Consider the following 15,668-nt stretch of genomic DNA (forward strand, 5'->3'; position numbering starts at 1 on the left):
CGTTTCTGGGGGCCGATATTGCGGGCTTCTGAACAAGATAGCTGGCTTCAGGTAACATACCCATAGGGCGAGATGGATTCTGTTGGACGTGCAAACGATTAAGAACATCATTTCCAGTGCAGCTTCGGTGGAATCCAAGTCCTACCGGGATGCCATGAGCCATTATGCCGGTGCCGTACAGATCGTCACGACCGCCGGCAATGCGGGAAGGCGCGGTCTTACGCTGACAGCAGCCTGTTCGGTGTCCGATAATCCGCCGACGATCCTCATCTGCCTGCAGAAAATCCACGAAGAAAATCGGCTGTTCATCGAAAATGGTGTGTTCGCGGTCAATACGCTTGCAGGTTCGCATCAACAGCTCGCAGATGCGTTTTCCGGCCGTATTGGTCTGACGCAGGACGAGCGGTTCGAACTGGCGCGGTGGGAGGTGCAGGTTACCGGAGCGCCCATATTGCAGGGAGCGCTTGCCTCTTTCGATTGCCGGGTGATCAGCGTTCAGGATCATTCCACCCATCACGTGCTTTTCGGCGAAGTGGTAGGCCTGCGGTCAAAGGCCGAAGAGGAAGCGCTGGTCTATCTCAACAGGCGCTATCATACGCTGGAGTTGTAATGCGATGAGACGACGTGGAGCGAGCGGTCTTTTGGGCGCTTTATTTCTGTTTTCAGCGTCTTCCGCATTTGGTGCAGGTCCGTTGCCTGCGTTCAAGGACGATTATTTCGCCTATCCCGCCATTATCAGCAGCGCTGACAATGGCGATTACAAGGTCGTCGATTACAATGAGATGCGCGATATCAACGGGCGCGATGCGGTGCCTGAAAAGCGTGTGAAAGACGCCTATGTCTCGCTGAAAGCCCGCGCCTACCAGAAGGACGTCACGTTCCAAACCGTTGCCGGACCCGTCAAGGCCATGACTGCGGGCAAGCGGGAGGGCGCGTCTTTCATCGTCATTTATCTGCATGGGCGGGGCGGCAATCGCCTGCAAGGCATGAACGACTTCACGTTCGGCGGCAATTTCAACCGTGTGAAGAATCTCGCGGCATTGAACGGCGGCCTTTATGTCACGCCGGACTTCAAGGATTTCGCCGATATGGGCGAGGTGCAGATTGCCGCGCTGATCGAAGCTGTTAAGGCGTCGTCGCCAAATGCTCCGTTGATCCTTTCCTGCGGCTCGCAAGGCGGAACGCTGTGCTGGCGCATAGCGGGCAACGAAAAGGCCGGAAATCAGCTTGCAGGCCTCATCCTGCTCGGCTCGCTTTGGGATGAGGGATTTTTCAAGTCTCCCGCATTCCGGAAGCGCGTTCCTGTTTTCTTCGGCCATGGAAGCCGCGACCCGGTTTTTGCGATTGACAGGCAGGAAGCCTTCTATCGCGAGATACGCAAGCGCGCGCCGGGTTATCCGGTTCAGTTCCGCCGTTTCGAGAGCGGCAATCACGGCACGCCGATCCGCATGGCCGACTGGCGCGAGATGCTGAACTGGATTCTGGCAAAACCGTGATGACAGGTTGTGGATGCGAATCGAAATTCCGGCAATGTGACCTTCCTGCCACTCGACAATCGGGCAAAACCGAATAGTTATCGAACTTAAAATTTTACCTACTCAGCAGATCCTATGAGGTAGATCATGTACGGACGCGCCCGCACCGGAGCCCGTTTTCTAGCCCTTGCCATGCTGGCCCCGCTTGCCGCTGCCTGCACGACTACTGTACCGACAACGACTGCGGCTCCCGGCAAGACCGATGCTCCGGTTAGCGCGCCGACGATTTCGATGCCAAGCTTCACGCCGACTGCTTATGTCGATCCAGCGCTGGCGCAGCCTTGCATCACCGCTGCCGCCAACAAGTATTTCCTGCCGGAGCGCGTTATCTCCGCTGTCAATTCCCGTCCGGGTGCAGCAGGTGGAACCGACGTCGACCTTAAGGTCGACCTGCGCACTGCTGTCTGCCAGGTGAGCGCCAAGGGCGGTGTGCGTGCCGTTATCGACACATCGCCGAAAAGCGCCGATCAGGTCGCAGCTGAAGCTGCCGCCGCCAAGGCCGATGCAGCAGCGGCTGCCCAGCCGAAGAAGGTCAAGGCGAAGAAAAACTGATTCAATAATCAGCGATAACATACGAAAAAGGCAGGGTTTTCCCTGCCTTTTTGGTTGTCATTTTTCTGGTTTTTCGCCGTACCAGCGCGGTGTGTAAACCCATTGCCTGCCATCGGGCTTCGTGAAGCTTTGCGTGTGGGACGAACCGACAATCACAACGGTTCGCATATCGACGTCATCCGGCGTCAGCCTGCCGAGCGTGGTTGTGCGGGTCGTTTCCGCTGGCCTGCCAATGTCCCGTCCAAGGACAACCGGCGTTTCCGGGGATCGATACTGGCGCAGGATTTCCAGTGCACGGCCAAGCTGGTGCGGGCGCGCCCTGGAAATGGGATTGTAGAACGCCATGGCTAGATCAGCTTCGGCGGCAAGCGCCAGACGCTTTTCGATGATTTCCCAGGGCTTCAGATTGTCCGACAGCGAAATAATGCAGAAGTCGTGCCCCAGCGGCGCGCCGATCCGCGATGCGGCAGCCATTGCCGCTGAAATTCCGGGCTGGATGACAAGCTCCACGCCGTGCCAGGCGGGACTGTCCGTTTCGTGCAGCGCCTCGACCACCGCCGCCGCCATGGCAAAGATACCGGGATCGCCCGAGGAGACCATGACGACATGCCGACCGGAGGCTGCGAGTTCGAATGCGTGACGGGCGCGCTGCATTTCCTCGCGATTGTCGGTCATGTGCACAGTTTGATCGGAGCGGAAAGGCCGGAGGTTTTCTTCCGCCATTCGCACATAGGTCTCATAGCCGAGAACGTCTTCGGCCTGTTCCAGTTCGCGCTGTACGGCTGGCGTCATCAGATCGCTTGATCCAGGTCCAAGACCGATCACGACCAGCTTGCCACGCTTTCGACCGACAAGCAGTACATCTGCCGGCGTAGCGGCTATGGCGACGGCAAGCCCGTCGCTATCTATCAGTTCGACCGGCTGTTCCACCGAACGAAGGACAAGCGCGCGCGCATCCGTCGCATCTGCCACATAGCGCAGCGGAATATCGAGATTAGCCGCCGCCTGATGAAGTACGGAAGACGCACAATCCTTCTCATGGGCGAGAAGCAATGCCAGAGACGGCCGGGCTATCCCGGCTTCGGCAAGCGCCGTCTCAATATCCTTCCCGATGTTATCGCCGATCGTCTCGACAGCAATGGCGACCGTGCGCGGGTGATAAATCAGTTCGTCCGGACGCGGTGCACGGTTGCGGGGCGTTATGCTGACCGTCAACGCGCCATCGTCGGCGAAAGGCAGTTTCGATTGCACAAGCCAGCGGGATTGTCCGTTAAGCCGCAGCTTCTGGCCCGCGAGCAGGTTCGACATGAAGTTTTTCGCGTCGTCTGGATTGGCAAGTGTCAGTTCGGCAGGCGGGTGCAACAGATTGATCCCGAACCGCAGTTCGCCGGATGTGGTTATGGCAGGCGCGACCTCAAAAGCCGCCGCAATCTGTCGGGCCATATCATTAACACCGGAAAGGCCACCCAAAAGCGGGACAACCGCGCTTCCATCTTCGGCAACGGCCAGAACCGGCGGTTCGATACGCTTGTTCTCAAGCAGCGGGGCGAGCGCCCGGATGACGATACCGGCGGCGCAAAGCGCAATGATGGGACGGCCTTCCTCGTAAAGCGACCTTATCGCATCGCCGAAATGCATGAAGGTGCTGTCAACCGATGCAACACGGCTCTGAAGGCCGAGTATTTCGGCGCGTTCCAGTGCCATTGCGATCCGCTGCGCGGCGGGCACAGCAGCTTCTCCAAGCACTAGGATCGCGGGGATCATATACCGTTCCATTTTTGCCCCGGAACGAGAATGATTGAAAAGTAGGGGCAATCGCCGCCATCGACTTCGGCAAGCGGCACAATACGCTGGTTGGACATGGTGGCGCGCTCGACATAGAGCGCCCGGTCCATGAGACCAAGATCGCCAAGCACGGCGCGAACCTTGTCGAGGTTCTTGCCAAGCTTCATGATTGCAGCCGCGCCCGTATCCGCGAGCCGCTGTTTCAGCTCTTCGGCGCTCATGACGCCGGAAAGGACGGAGAGCGTCTGGTTGCGATAGACGAGCGGCGCACCCAGCACCGCGGAGGCACCGAGAACGGAACAGACACCGGGGACGACTTGCGTTTCATACTGGTCTGCAAGCCGGTCGTGGATATACATGAACGAACCATAGAAAAAGGGATCGCCTTCCGCGATCACGGCTACATCCTGTCCGCGATCGAGATGACTTGCTATCGTGTTCGTTATCTCGCCATAGAAATCGCTGACAATCTGTTCGTAATCCATGTGCGCCGGAAGCTTTTCCGTCGTCACGGGATAGATCAGCGGCACCAGAATCTGTTCCGGCGAAAGATATTCCTCGACAATTGTGAGGGCATTACCCTTCTTTCCCTTCGCAGCATGATAGGCAACGACCGGCGCGCTTTTGAGCAGGCGAAGGGCTTTCAGCGTTATCAGTTCGGGATCGCCGGGACCGACGCCCAGGCCAAACAGTCTGCCTTTTGCCGCCATTATTCGCGCTCCGAGGCGAGCGCGTTGACCGCCGCTGCCGTCATGGCGCTGCCGCCGCGTCTTCCGCGCACGATAACATAAGGCACGCCACGGCTGTTGGCGGCGAGTTCTTCCTTCGATTCTGCCGCGCCGACGAAGCCGACCGGCATGCCGATGATCAGCGCCGGTTTCGGCGCGCCAGCATCCAGCAGTTCGAACAGGCGGAAGAGGGCGGTCGGTGCATTGCCGATTGCAACGATGCTGTTGGCAAGATGCGGCAGCCAGAGGTCGAGTGCCGCCGCCGAGCGGGTATTACCGATCTTCGCGGCAAGCTCGGGAACCGACGGATCGCCAAGAGTGCAGATGACTTCATTGTTTGCAGGCAGGCGAGAGCGGGTAATGCCTTCGGCCACCATGCGCGCATCGCAGAGAATGGGCGCACCTGCGAGCAGGGCGTCGCGCCCGGCTTTGCCTGCTCCTTCGGAGAAGACGAGGTCATTGACGACATCCACCATGCCGCAGGCGTGAATGACACGCACTGCAAGCTTTTCCAGATCGGCGGGTATTCGGCTCAGATCGGCCTCGGCACGAATGATGGCGAAAGACCGGTCATAAATCGCCTGCCCGTCGCGAATGTAGTCTGTCATGGTGTGCCACTCTAATCAGTGTCGGGCGTTCAGAAGGCGCGCCGCTTCGTCAATGGTGATATCAATCGCCAATAGCTGTCCGAAGCGCGATGGTCCAGTCCTGTCTTGTGCATAAAGATCGTAGCGGCCTGCCGAGCGCGCCAGTAGCGTGTGCGGCAATGGAGCAAGTGCGGCGCATGATTTGGCACACCCCGTGATGTGCACGGATGACGTTCCCGGAGTTAACTGTGTCGCCAGCTTTCCGCCATCGGCTTGAGTGTCGGCGAGTGCAGAGATGCATCCGCTGGAACCTGAACAGGCACGAAGCCGCGCCTGTGGAGCTTTCGCTGTGGTTTCGAGGTCAAGCGAACGAAGTTCTTCGATTATTTTTCCAATCTGCATTCCATCCAAATAAGGAAGGATGATGCCTTGCCATGGCGTTAGCCGTAGCTCGCTTTTTCCGCTGTTGGAAAGGTCCGCCAGTGCCCTGAGTTGATGTGGCGTCAGCCGCCCCATAAGCGGCATGGCGCCGATAGAAGTCGATCCATCACGCTGCCGGTTCTGACCGAGATGCGAAAAAGGCGTCGGTGCCTTGCGTTTCCAGCCTGTGGCCGACTGGATGGGAAAAGACAATTCCCGGTTCAGTCCCGCCAGAAACTGTGATGGCGAAACGACCTCGAACAGATGTTTCATCCGCGCAAAACGGCCTTGGCGTAAAAAACCGTGCAGCAACGCTTCGATGAGGGGCAGGGCGTGTCGCGCTTCTACGGCTCCCAGCGCCGGTTTATCGGGAGACGAGGCCAGACCGAACGCATAGGTTTCAGCGTCGATGGCCGACAGCCAGATATCCCCCGGATGGGCAATCATTGCGCAGTCCTCGCCGCCGTCGATCTGCAAGGAGAATTTTGGCGAGAGGGCATAGAAAGCCTTATTCGTTTGCAGCATGGCGAGCACGGACGATGCCAGTCCGGTGACGTCGCATATCTGGCCACGGTCAATGCCGGCCGTGGGGCTGACCATCACGTTGCGAATATCGTCGGCGTCGGGATTTTCTGCCCCAAGCCCGGCGTCGTGCAGCGCAGCGACAACATTGTTCCAATGTCTGGGCGCGATGCCGCGCAACTGGATATTGGAGCGAATCGACAGCTCTATCGCGCCGGCATCGAAACGTTCGGCTATTGCCGCAATCGAACGCGCCTGATCGGCTGACAACCGGCCCAGCTTCAGTTTTATGCGGGCAATCGCCCCGTCTTTCGCCATCACCATGCGCGAGAGGCCGGGGCAGGCGTTGCGCCTGTCGGGTTGGACTTGCAGCGAATGGGTGGTCTGGTTGCCGGGCATTTCAGCCTTATACGCTTTGCCGCTTGCACTTGCTACTGCCCGCGATAGAGCGAAATGCCTCACATTCGTTCGCGTTTCCGCTCTATCCGTTTGTTTTGCCGCATTTATGCGGCGTCAGGTGATTTCACCTGACTGCAAAATGCTCTACGAACTGGGAAAAGGAGCATTGCGCATGACACGCTGGCTGACAGTGATCGGGATCGGTGAGGACGGGTTTGACGGGCTTGGAAAAACCGCGCTTGCGGCTATCGCCTCGGCCAAGGTCATTTTCGGCGGCAGACGCCATCTGGATTTTCTGGACGACAGTATCAAGGCCGTGCGCGTGGCGTGGCCGTCTCCATTCGACGAAGCTATCGCGATGATCGACGCGTATCGCGGCCAGCCGGTCGTCATGCTGGCAAGCGGCGACCCGATGTTTTTTGGCGTGGGGGCCACTTTGGCCCGGCATTTTTCGGCGGACGAAACGCTTGTTCTGCCGCATCCGTCCTCGCTTTCACTGGCAGCGGCGCGGATGGGTTGGCCGCTTCAGGACGTCCGCACGGTCAGCGTGCACGGTCGTCCGTTTGAACTGCTGCTTCCGCATATCCTGCCGGGCGAGAAACTTCTTGTCCTTAGCAATGATGGCTCGACGCCAGCAAAGGCGGCGGCAATGCTCAAGGGCAGGGGCTTTGGCCAGAGCCGTATGACCGTGCTTGAGCATATTGGCGGTCCCAAGGAGCACCGGGTTCAGGATGCCGCCGAAAGCTGGTCGCATGAGCGATGTGCCGATCTGAATGTGCTGGCGATTGAGTGCATCGCTGCGCCAGAAGCCAACGTGTTTTCGCCGGTCGCCGGGCTTCCCGATGAAGCCTTCGAGAATGATGGCCAGCTGACCAAGCGCGACATTCGTGCCGTCACGCTGTCGCGGTTGCAGCCCTTGCCGCGTCAATTGCTATGGGATGTTGGTGCGGGTTGCGGATCGATCGGCATTGAGTGGATGCGCGTTCATCCTTCCTGTCGCGCGATTGCCATCGAGGCCAACGAACAACGGCAGGCGATGATCGAGCGCAATCGCGCCGCATTGGGCGTTCCCGCATTGCAACTGGTCAGGGGCGAAGCGCCCTTGGCACTTGCTGGGTTGGAGGCGCCGGATGCCATCTTCATCGGCGGCGGCGTGACCGACAAGGGCGTGCTGGAAGTCTGCTGGGACGCCCTGAAGCCGGGCGGCAGGCTCGTCGCCAATGCCGTGACCCTGCAAAGCGAAATGCTGCTTTTCAACTGGCGCGAAAAGTGCGGCGGAGAATTGACGCGGCTGTCGGTGGCGCAGGCTGGGGCGCTCGGTTCCTTCGATGTCTGGCGGCAGGCACTGCCCGTCACAATTTATTGCGGGTACAAGCCTAAATCATGACTTGAATAGTCATGTTATATTCGGGTAAGGCTGTGAAAACTGTTTCCCAAAGGAGGACGGGACATGTCCGAACTCAACGCCAATACCCGCTTTGCGCTTACCAATGCCGGTCACGTGGTCAATCAGCTTCTCGATCATTTTGTCGAACATGCCGATGTGCACCGTCAAGGCAGCACGGCCAAGCTGGTGCTGAGCTTCGGTCAAGCGGATGTGCAGTGGGACGATGAAACGGTCAGCGTCGACGTCACCAGCGAGGACGAAACCGGGCTTGCCTATATAAAATATTCCATCGCTGAACACGTGCTGGAATTTCTCGACAAGGGCAGCGCCAAACCGAAGATTATCTGGGAAGGGGACGGGGCTGCCGGACTGCCATTGCCCTATTTCCGGGAGATGCAGGTTGTTTCGGTATCGAATGTAACGCCGCATATGCGCCGTGTTCGGCTGAAAGGCGAGAACCTGACGCGCTTTTCGCAGCTAGGTCTCCATATCCGCCTTCTGTTTCCTCCAAAGGGTCTGGCCAAGCCGCAATGGCCTGTGACGGGGGAAGACGGTCGTCCTGTCTGGCCGGATGGAGAAGTCAAGCTCGCGACACGGGTTTATACGATCCGCAACATCGATACGGTCGCCGGTTGGGTGGATATCGATATGGTCGTTCATGGCGATGATTGCGATGCTCCGGGTTCCGGTTGGGCCCTCAGCGCCAAGCCGGGCGATATTGTCGGCATGACTGGTCCGGGCGGCGGCGATGCGGGCGATGCGAAATGGTATCTGCTTGCAGGCGACGAAACAGCTCTGCCTGCCATCGGGCGCATTCTCGAACGGTTGCCCGAAGGAACCAGGGCGGTGGTGCGCGTCGAGATCGGCAACGCCGAGGAGGAGCAGGAACTTTTCTCTCGGGCCGATGTCGATTTGCAATGGCTGAACCGCAATGGCGCGGAGGCCGGAACGACGACGTTGTTGCAGGATGCCGTGCGGGCGGTCGAATTTCCGGAAGATGAAGACGATATTTACGTCTGGGTCGGTTGCGAATTCAACGCATTCCGGTCGATCCGCACCTATATGCGCAAGGAACGCAATATTCCAAAGGGCCGTCAGCTGATTGTCGCCTATTGGCGGCGCGGGCAGGATGGCGACGCGCCGCGCAAGTCCGACGATTGATGCAAAAAGGGGCCGCGCGGCCCCTTTTTCGCGTATCCTGAAACGGACCGCTTCGGCTTTACCTGCGGAAGCCCTCGCTCGCCCGCATCAGATTTTTCGTGTAGTCGGCATGGATATTGCCGCTGACAAGATCGTTTGCCTGCAACTGTTCCACGACCTCTCCATTGCGCATGACGGCAAGCCGGTCGCACATATGGGTGACAACGCCAAGGTCGTGGCTGACCATGACGAAGGTCAGGTTGCGGTCGCGCCGAACCTGTTCGAGCAGGTTCAGCACTTCCGCCTGAACTGATGCATCGAGCGCCGAAGTCGGCTCGTCGAGCAGCAATATGCTGGGTTCGACGATGAGCGCGCGGGCAATGGCGATGCGCTGGCGCTGGCCGCCCGAGAGCTGGTGCGGATAGCGGAAGCGAAAGCCGGAGCCGAGGCCGACTTCATCGAGCGCCTTCACGATGCGCTGTTCCGTATCGCCGACCCCATGGATGGCGAGCGGTTCCAGCAACAGGCGGTCCACCGTCTGCCTTGGATGCAGCGAACCGTAGGGGTCCTGAAACACCATCTGGACATTGCGATAGAACGCCTTGTCTCGCGGTGTCTTCAGCAATTGCCCGTCGATACGGATTTCGCCGTCCTCCACGGGCGCCAGCCCGGCAACGGCGCGCAGCAGGGTGGACTTGCCCGAACCGGATTCGCCCACGAGGCCGTAGGATTCGCCGCGCGCTACTTCGATGCTGACCGATTTCAGCGCATGGAAGTGGTCGAAATAGACGTCGATATTGTCGACGCTGAGTGCAGATGCCGTGCTCATAGTCTCGCCCGTCATAGCTTCCATGCCTCCTCACGCTGCAAGGTTGGCAGGGGATGGCGATCGGCTCCGATTTTCGGCATGCAGTTCAGCAGTCCTTGCGTATAGGGGTGTTTCGCGTTGGCGAGGTCTTTCGCCGCGATTTCCTCTACGATCTTGCCCGCATACATCACGATGACGCGGTCGCAGAAAGAGGAAACGAGGCGCAGGTCGTGGCTGACGAAGATCAGTCCCATGCCGCGCTCGGCGACCAGCTTGTCGAGAATGCCGAGCACTTCGAGCTGGACCGTCACGTCGAGGGCCGAGGTCGGCTCGTCGGCGATCAGCATTTCCGGCTCCGCCACCAGCATCATGGCGATCATGACGCGCTGACCCATGCCGCCCGAAACTTCATGCGGATAGAGGCTCATGACACGCTCAGGATCGCGGATCTGCACGGCTTCCAGCATGGCGATGGAGCGCTTGCGGATTTCCTCACCGCTGAACTTGCCATGGGCCTTCAGCGTTTCGGCGATCTGCTTGCCGATGGTCATCACAGGGTTGAGCGAATATTTCGGGTCCTGCAACACCATGGCGATGCGACCGCCGCGCAAGGCGCGGCGTTGGCGCGCCGGGGCGTTCAGAAGATCGATGCCGTCAAATTCCAGTTTTCGGGCCGTGATCTTCGCATGCAGCGGGGTCAGTCCCATGATGGCGCGGCCGGTCTGCGACTTGCCCGAACCGGATTCGCCCACGATGCCGAGGCGTTCCCGGCCCAGTTCGAAGCTGACGCCGCGCACGGCCTCGATTGCGCCCGTGCGGGTCGGGAAGGTGACGCGCAGGTCTTCAACAGTCAGAAGAGGCTTCATTGGTTGTTACCCCGCGGATCGAGCGCGTCGCGCAGGCCATCGCCCAGAAGATTGAAGCCGAGGCTGACGATGAGAATCGCAATACCCGGCATGGCGGCAAACCACCACTGGTCGAGGATGAAGCGGCGACCGGACGCGATCATCGCGCCCCATTCAGGCAATGGCGGCTGAGCGCCGAGGCCAAGGAAACCAAGACCGGCGGCGGTGAGGATGATGCCTGCCATGTCGAGCGTCACACGCACGATCAGCGACGAGGTGCAGAGCGGCATGATGTGGCGCACGACAATGCGGATCGGCGAAGCACCCATCAAGCGAACCGCGGAAATATAGTCCGAGTTGCGCACGGTCAGCGTTTCCGCACGCGCAATGCGCGCATAGGGCGGCCATGAGGTGATGGCGATGGCGATGATGGCATTTTCGATGCCCGGTCCGAGAGCAGCAACGAAGGCGAGCGCCAGAATGAGCTTCGGGAAGGCAAGGAAGATATCGGTGATGCGCATCAGCACCGCATCGACCCAGCCACCGGCATAACCTGCAACCGTGCCGACCAGAAGGCCGATAGGCGCTGCGATGATGGCGACCAGCAGCACCACATAAAGGGTGAGGCGGGAGCCATGGATCAAACGCGAAAGAATATCGCGTCCCTGATCGTCGGTGCCGAGCAGATAGCCCGGTGATCCCGGCGGCAGGAGACGTGCATTGGCTAGATCGCCGACAACCGGCGAATGCGGGGCCAGCACATCGGCCAGAGCCGCCACGACAAGAAGCCCAATGATGATCAGGAGGCCGAGAACGGCCAGCTTGTTGGCGGTGAAGCGCCGCCAGACCATGTAGGCGCGACCGAGACGGGCTTGCGTGCGCGATTGCGGCCGCTCGGTCAGCAGCCATTCACGCCATGAGAGGTTGGAAGTATCTGTCATTTGGCTCATCGTGTGCGCGTCCTTGGATCGAGAAGCCGATAGAGAAGATCGGACACGAGGTTGAGCGCGATAAAGACCGATCCGATGACGATGGTGCCACCGAGAACGGCATTCATATCAGCGTTTTGCAGTGAATTGGTGATGTAGAGTCCAAGGCCGGGCCAGGAGAAGATGGTCTCGGTCAGCACCGAACCTTCCAAAAGCCCAGCATAGGAAAGCGCAATCACGGTCACCAGCGGCACGGCAGCATTGCGCAGTGCGTGGCCCCAGATGATGCGGGTCTCCGAAATGCCCTTGGCGCGCGCGGCGATGATATATTCCTGTTCCAGCTCGTTCAGCATGAAGGAACGCGTCATGCGGCTGATATAGGCAAGCGAGAAATAGCCAAGCAGCGTCGATGGCAGGATAAGGTGGGAGACAATATCCTTCAGCGCTGGCCAGTCGCGCTGGAGAATCGCGTCGATCACATAGAAACCGGTGATCGGCGTGAAAGTGTATTCGAACGTGATGTCGATGCGTCCGGGACCGGAGGTCCAGCCGAGCCGCGCATAGAAGATCAAAAGCGCAAGCATTCCGAGCCAGAAGATAGGCACCGAATAGCCGACAAGCCCAATCACGCGCACGATCTGGTCAACGATGCTGCCGCGCTTGACCGCGGCGAGGACGCCGAGAGGAATGCCGAACACGGCGCCGATGATTGTGCCGACGGTGGCAAGTTCCATGGTTGCGGGAAAGACGCGACGAATGTCGGTCATGACCGGATTGGTCGTGAGGACCGAAGTGCCGAAATCGCCCTGCAGCACGCCCTTCACATAAAGGAAAAACTGCTGGTAATAGGGCAGGTTGAAGCCCATTTCCTCCCGAACGCGCGCGACGACATGCGCGGGAGCGCGATCGCCGACGATGGCAAGTACGGGATCAATCGGCACAACACGGCCGATGAAAAAGGTTACGGCCAGAAGGCCGAGATAAGTCGTGATGACGATACCCAGAAAACTGGCTATCGACGTGGCAAGAGCCGCCCCGCGCCGCGGTGCCCGCCTTACCTTTTTGGTGGTTCCAGTGTTACTCAATGTTTTGACCGCTTCCGACGATGAGAGCGTTTCAGGACAACTGTCGCTCCGGAAAGCCGGATCGGCAGTGCTGAAAATTTCGTGGAGCGGCTTCCTTTTTGATTCAGAAAACCGCTCCATCTCGTTGATTTAAAGCCGTTTCAGCGCGTGATGATTTTCACGCGCCGACGCATGGCTGACTATTCCTTGCTGACAGGAGCCAGGAAGTTGGAGTCGAATGTCGGGCCGAGCTTGTAGTCTTTCACGTTGCCGCCAATGCCTGCAACCTCAACCTGCTGGAAGAGCATGACGAACGGGCTCTGGTCGAGAGCTTCCTGCTGCAGCTTCTTGTACTGTTCGGCACGCTTGTCGCTGTCGCGTTCCAGAAGTGCGGCCTGCGTCTGCTTGGTCAGCTCCGGGATATCCCAGGCGTTGCGCCAGGCAAGCGTCTTGGTCGATGCATCGTCGGCGTTGTTCGGGTTGCTGGTGAAAGCTTCGGCATTGGAATTCGGGTCCCAATAGTCCATGCCCCACTGGCCGATATACATATCGTGGTTACGGGCACGATACTTGGTCAGCGTCTGCTTGCCGTCGCCGGGGATGATCTCGATCTTCACACCAGCCTGGGCGGCTGTCTGCTGGAAGGATTCGGCAATGCCGGTGACAGGCTGGCCGTTGCGCACATCGAACGTGACCGACAGACCGTCCTTGAGGCCAGCCTTGGCGAGAAGTTCCTTCGCCTTGGCGACGTCGAGCTTGTACGGAGCAGCATCGAGAGAACCGAGAACACCCTTGGCCTGATAGGTCTGGCGGATTTCACCGATGCCCTTGATGAGAGTCGATCCGATCGCATCATAATCGACCAGATATTTGAATGCTTCGCGAACTTCCGGCTTGGCCAGGTTCTCGTTCTTCTGGTTGAGGCTGATGTAATAGACCGTGCCCTTGGCGGCGCTTGTCGTGGTAAGCTTGTCGTTCTTCTGAACGGCTTCGTAGTCACCCGGTTCCAGATTGCGCGCCACATCGACGTCGCCGGATTCAAGCATCAGGCGCTGCGTCGCGCTTTCCTTGACGTGACGATAGAAGACGCGCTTGAGCTTGGCCTTTTCGCCATAATAATTGTCGTTGCGCTCCAGAATGACAACTTCATTGGCGCGCCATTCGCGGATCACGAACGGGCCGGAGCCTGCCGACTTGGTCTTCAGCCATGCATTGGCATAGTCGGTGTCGTATTTGTACTCGTCGGTCGGCGCAACCTTTTCGGCATGTTCTTCAAGAAGCTTCTTGTCGACGACGGCGGCGACGGTCGCGGTCAGACAGTTCAGCACGAAGCTTGGCGCATAAGGCTTGTCGACGGTGAAGACAAAGGTGTTGTCGTCTACGGCTTTTGCCTTTTCGTTGACGTTGTCCTTGGTCAGGCCGAACTGGGTCAGGATGAAGGCCGGGCTCTTGTCGAGACGCACGGCGCGTTCAAAGGAGTAAGCCACGTCGGCAGACGTGATCGGGTTGCCCGAAGCGAACTTGATGTCCTTCTTCAGCTTGAACGTATAGGTGAGGCCGTCGTCGGACACGGTCCAGCTTTCGGCAACGCCCGGTACGACCTTCGACGTGTCGTTGATGTCGAGGCGGACGAGCATGTCATAGGCGTTGCCGATGAACTCAGCCGGGCTCAATTCGAATGACTCAGCCGGGTCGAGCGTGATGGTATCGTCGATGGCCCATGCCTGAACCAGTGTATCGGCAGGTGTGGCCGACAAGGCCGGATTTGCGGCCAGAACAGCGGCAAGTGCCGCGCCTGCGGCCAGAATACGAAAACGTCCGAAATGCATCATGATAGAGTTCCCTTTCTGTATTTTTGTTGGGATTTTGTTGGATTGCATCTGCATGTCAGGCTTCGTGCCATGCCTGTTTCAGAACCCTGAGCCAGTTGCCCCGGCAAAGCTTTGCCAGTTCCTCATCGTTATATCCGGCCTTTTGCAAGGCTATGACAAGGTTCTGCGTGCCTGCTGCATCGCCGATTTCGGCCGGGATTGTTGCGCCGTCATAGTCCGAACCAAGTGCCACACAATCGATGCCCATGCGTTCAACCATGTAATCCACGTGGCGCACCACATCGGAAAGCGGCGTGTTGGCATCTTCCTTGCCATCGGCCCGCAGCATCGTCGTTGCGTAGTTCAGTCCGGCAAGGCCCTTGCTCTCGCGGATCGCATCAAGCTGACGATCGGTCAGGTTGCGTGCCACGGGGGTGAGGGCGTGTGCATTGGAGTGGCTGGCGACCAGCGGCTGATCACTCAGTTTCGCCACATCCCAGAAGCCTTTTTCGGTGATATGCGCGAGGTCGATCAAAATGCCCTTGGCATTGCATGCCTTGACGAGGCGCCTGCCAGTCTCAGTCAGGCCGGGGCCGGTATCCGGGCTCATCGGATAGGCGAACGGAACACCGTGTGCGAAAATACTGTTGCGGCTCCAGACGGGTCCAAGCGAGCGCAGGCCTGCGGCGTAAAAGACTTCAAGTGCTGCCAGATCTTCATCGATGGCTTCGCAGCCTTCCATGTGCAGCACGGCGGCAAATGTGTCGCTGTTCAGCGTCTCGTCGAGGTCGCGCCCATTGCGGCAGAGCTTCCAGCCGCCAGCCGCTTCCAGCTTGAGGGCAATGGCGGCCATATCGAGAGCGATGTCGAGGGAGGGGCTGCGTTCCAGCGGTGGTGAAAGCGGCGTTTCGTAATGGCCATTGGCGTCTGGCTTGCCCAGTTCGATATGCTCGCCGGAGGGCACATAGATAGCGCAAATACCGCCGGCCAAGCCGCCCTTGCGCGAACGGGGGGCATCGATATGGCCGACATCCGTTCCGCCGATGAATTCCTTGATGGGGTCTTCGCCTTTGCGGGCATTTTCCCAAAGCCGCAGAAGGACATCGTTATGTCCGTCAAAAACGCGCTGCATTCTCTCATTCCTGCCTGCATGGCC

The 15,668-nt window shown here is 59.1% G+C and carries 15 protein-coding genes; 5 read left to right on the top strand and 10 right to left on the bottom strand.

Going from position 1 to position 15,668, the window contains the following annotated elements; all coding sequences use genetic code 11:
• The first annotated feature begins 88 nt into the window (after positions 1-88).
• The 3 genes from AC0TNJ_RS17975 to AC0TNJ_RS17985 all read left to right on the top strand — a co-directional run bounded on the left by AC0TNJ_RS17975 (position 89) and on the right by AC0TNJ_RS17985 (position 2,087).
• Entirely contained in the window at positions 89-610 is a 522-nt protein-coding gene (locus AC0TNJ_RS17975) for a flavin reductase (RefSeq protein ID WP_122000551.1), read from the top strand.
• Positions 611-614: 4 nt separating this feature from the next.
• Positions 615-1,496: an alpha/beta hydrolase gene (locus AC0TNJ_RS17980; protein WP_473771903.1), complete on the top strand. Its 882-nt coding sequence runs from the start codon at positions 615-617 to the stop codon at positions 1,494-1,496.
• A 126-nt stretch (positions 1,497-1,622) separates the two neighbouring features.
• Entirely contained in the window at positions 1,623-2,087 is a 465-nt protein-coding gene (locus tag AC0TNJ_RS17985; protein WP_122000526.1) for a hypothetical protein, read from the top strand.
• Positions 2,088-2,144: 57 nt separating this feature from the next.
• On the opposite strand, the gene cobJ is transcribed toward AC0TNJ_RS17985, so the two are convergent.
• Genes cobJ through cobG form a run of 4 tightly spaced genes read right to left on the bottom strand, consistent with a single transcriptional unit; the run spans position 2,145 to position 6,528 of the window.
• Positions 2,145-3,851, bottom strand: coding sequence for a precorrin-3B C(17)-methyltransferase (gene cobJ, locus AC0TNJ_RS17990; RefSeq protein WP_473771904.1), 1,707 nt, complete (start codon positions 3,849-3,851; stop codon positions 2,145-2,147).
• The gene (locus AC0TNJ_RS17995; RefSeq protein WP_473771905.1) at positions 3,848-4,582 is read right to left on the bottom strand and encodes a precorrin-2 C(20)-methyltransferase; all 735 of its coding nucleotides are present in this window, start codon (positions 4,580-4,582) and stop codon (positions 3,848-3,850) included. Before AC0TNJ_RS17995 ends, cobJ begins: the two co-directional genes overlap by 4 nt.
• Positions 4,582-5,208: a precorrin-8X methylmutase gene (locus AC0TNJ_RS18000; protein ID WP_473771906.1), complete on the bottom strand. Its 627-nt coding sequence runs from the start codon at positions 5,206-5,208 to the stop codon at positions 4,582-4,584. Before AC0TNJ_RS18000 ends, AC0TNJ_RS17995 begins: the two co-directional genes overlap by 1 nt.
• 15 nt (positions 5,209-5,223) lie before the next feature.
• Positions 5,224-6,528 (bottom strand): precorrin-3B synthase, encoded by a 1,305-nt coding sequence (cobG, locus tag AC0TNJ_RS18005; RefSeq protein WP_473771907.1) that lies wholly within the window; start codon positions 6,526-6,528, stop codon positions 5,224-5,226.
• 172 nt (positions 6,529-6,700) lie between these two features.
• Between cobG and cbiE the strand changes: the two genes are divergently transcribed.
• Positions 6,701-7,915, top strand: a complete 1,215-nt coding sequence (cbiE, locus tag AC0TNJ_RS18010) for a precorrin-6y C5,15-methyltransferase (decarboxylating) subunit CbiE (protein WP_473771908.1) — start codon at positions 6,701-6,703, stop codon at positions 7,913-7,915.
• A gap of 63 nt (positions 7,916-7,978) precedes the next feature.
• Positions 7,979-9,076 carry a DUF2218 domain-containing protein gene (locus AC0TNJ_RS18015; RefSeq protein WP_473771909.1) on the top strand — a complete coding sequence of 366 codons (1,098 nt, stop codon included), beginning with the start codon at positions 7,979-7,981 and terminating at the stop codon, positions 9,074-9,076.
• A gap of 58 nt (positions 9,077-9,134) precedes the next feature.
• Here the strand turns inward: AC0TNJ_RS18015 and AC0TNJ_RS18020 are convergent, their stop codons facing one another.
• From AC0TNJ_RS18020 to AC0TNJ_RS18045, 6 genes are all read right to left on the bottom strand, one after another.
• Positions 9,135-9,899, bottom strand: a complete 765-nt coding sequence (locus AC0TNJ_RS18020) for an ABC transporter ATP-binding protein (protein ID WP_259697981.1) — start codon at positions 9,897-9,899, stop codon at positions 9,135-9,137.
• Positions 9,896-10,729: an ABC transporter ATP-binding protein gene (locus tag AC0TNJ_RS18025; RefSeq protein ID WP_473771910.1), complete on the bottom strand. Its 834-nt coding sequence runs from the start codon at positions 10,727-10,729 to the stop codon at positions 9,896-9,898. Before AC0TNJ_RS18025 ends, AC0TNJ_RS18020 begins: the two co-directional genes overlap by 4 nt.
• A complete protein-coding gene (locus tag AC0TNJ_RS18030) occupies positions 10,726-11,658 on the bottom strand; it encodes an ABC transporter permease (RefSeq protein WP_473771911.1) in 933 nt (310 codons plus the stop codon). The genes AC0TNJ_RS18025 and AC0TNJ_RS18030 overlap by 4 nt, the downstream gene beginning before the upstream one ends.
• The gene (locus AC0TNJ_RS18035; protein WP_473769517.1) at positions 11,655-12,722 is read right to left on the bottom strand and encodes an ABC transporter permease; all 1,068 of its coding nucleotides are present in this window, start codon (positions 12,720-12,722) and stop codon (positions 11,655-11,657) included. The genes AC0TNJ_RS18030 and AC0TNJ_RS18035 overlap by 4 nt, the downstream gene beginning before the upstream one ends.
• 179 nt (positions 12,723-12,901) lie before the next feature.
• Positions 12,902-14,533: an ABC transporter substrate-binding protein gene (locus AC0TNJ_RS18040; RefSeq protein WP_473771912.1), complete on the bottom strand. Its 1,632-nt coding sequence runs from the start codon at positions 14,531-14,533 to the stop codon at positions 12,902-12,904.
• 55 nt (positions 14,534-14,588) lie between these two features.
• Complete coding sequence (locus AC0TNJ_RS18045; protein WP_473771913.1) at positions 14,589-15,644, bottom strand: dipeptidase; 1,056 nt, start codon at positions 15,642-15,644, stop codon at positions 14,589-14,591.
• Positions 15,645-15,668: the final 24 nt, after the last annotated feature.

The organism is Ochrobactrum sp. PL_is483, assembly GCF_055816855.1.

Coding starts and splice junctions, on each gene's coding strand:
- cbiE (WP_473771908.1), top strand. CDS start 6,701: ATGACACGCTGGCTGACAGTGATCGGGATCGGTGAGGACGGGTTTGAC.
- AC0TNJ_RS18040 (WP_473771912.1), bottom strand. CDS start 14,533: ATGATGCATTTCGGACGTTTTCGTATTCTGGCCGCAGGCGCGGCACTT.
- AC0TNJ_RS17985 (WP_122000526.1), top strand. CDS start 1,623: ATGTACGGACGCGCCCGCACCGGAGCCCGTTTTCTAGCCCTTGCCATG.
- AC0TNJ_RS17980 (WP_473771903.1), top strand. CDS start 615: ATGAGACGACGTGGAGCGAGCGGTCTTTTGGGCGCTTTATTTCTGTTT.
- AC0TNJ_RS18015 (WP_473771909.1), top strand. CDS start 7,979: ATGTCCGAACTCAACGCCAATACCCGCTTTGCGCTTACCAATGCCGGT.
- AC0TNJ_RS18025 (WP_473771910.1), bottom strand. CDS start 10,729: ATGAAGCCTCTTCTGACTGTTGAAGACCTGCGCGTCACCTTCCCGACC.
- AC0TNJ_RS17995 (WP_473771905.1), bottom strand. CDS start 4,582: ATGGCGGCAAAAGGCAGACTGTTTGGCCTGGGCGTCGGTCCCGGCGAT.
- AC0TNJ_RS18030 (WP_473771911.1), bottom strand. CDS start 11,658: ATGAGCCAAATGACAGATACTTCCAACCTCTCATGGCGTGAATGGCTG.
- AC0TNJ_RS18000 (WP_473771906.1), bottom strand. CDS start 5,208: ATGACAGACTACATTCGCGACGGGCAGGCGATTTATGACCGGTCTTTC.
- AC0TNJ_RS18045 (WP_473771913.1), bottom strand. CDS start 15,644: ATGCAGCGCGTTTTTGACGGACATAACGATGTCCTTCTGCGGCTTTGG.
- cobG (WP_473771907.1), bottom strand. CDS start 6,528: ATGCCCGGCAACCAGACCACCCATTCGCTGCAAGTCCAACCCGACAGG.
- AC0TNJ_RS18020 (WP_259697981.1), bottom strand. CDS start 9,899: ATGACGGGCGAGACTATGAGCACGGCATCTGCACTCAGCGTCGACAAT.
- cobJ (WP_473771904.1), bottom strand. CDS start 3,851: ATGATCCCCGCGATCCTAGTGCTTGGAGAAGCTGCTGTGCCCGCCGCG.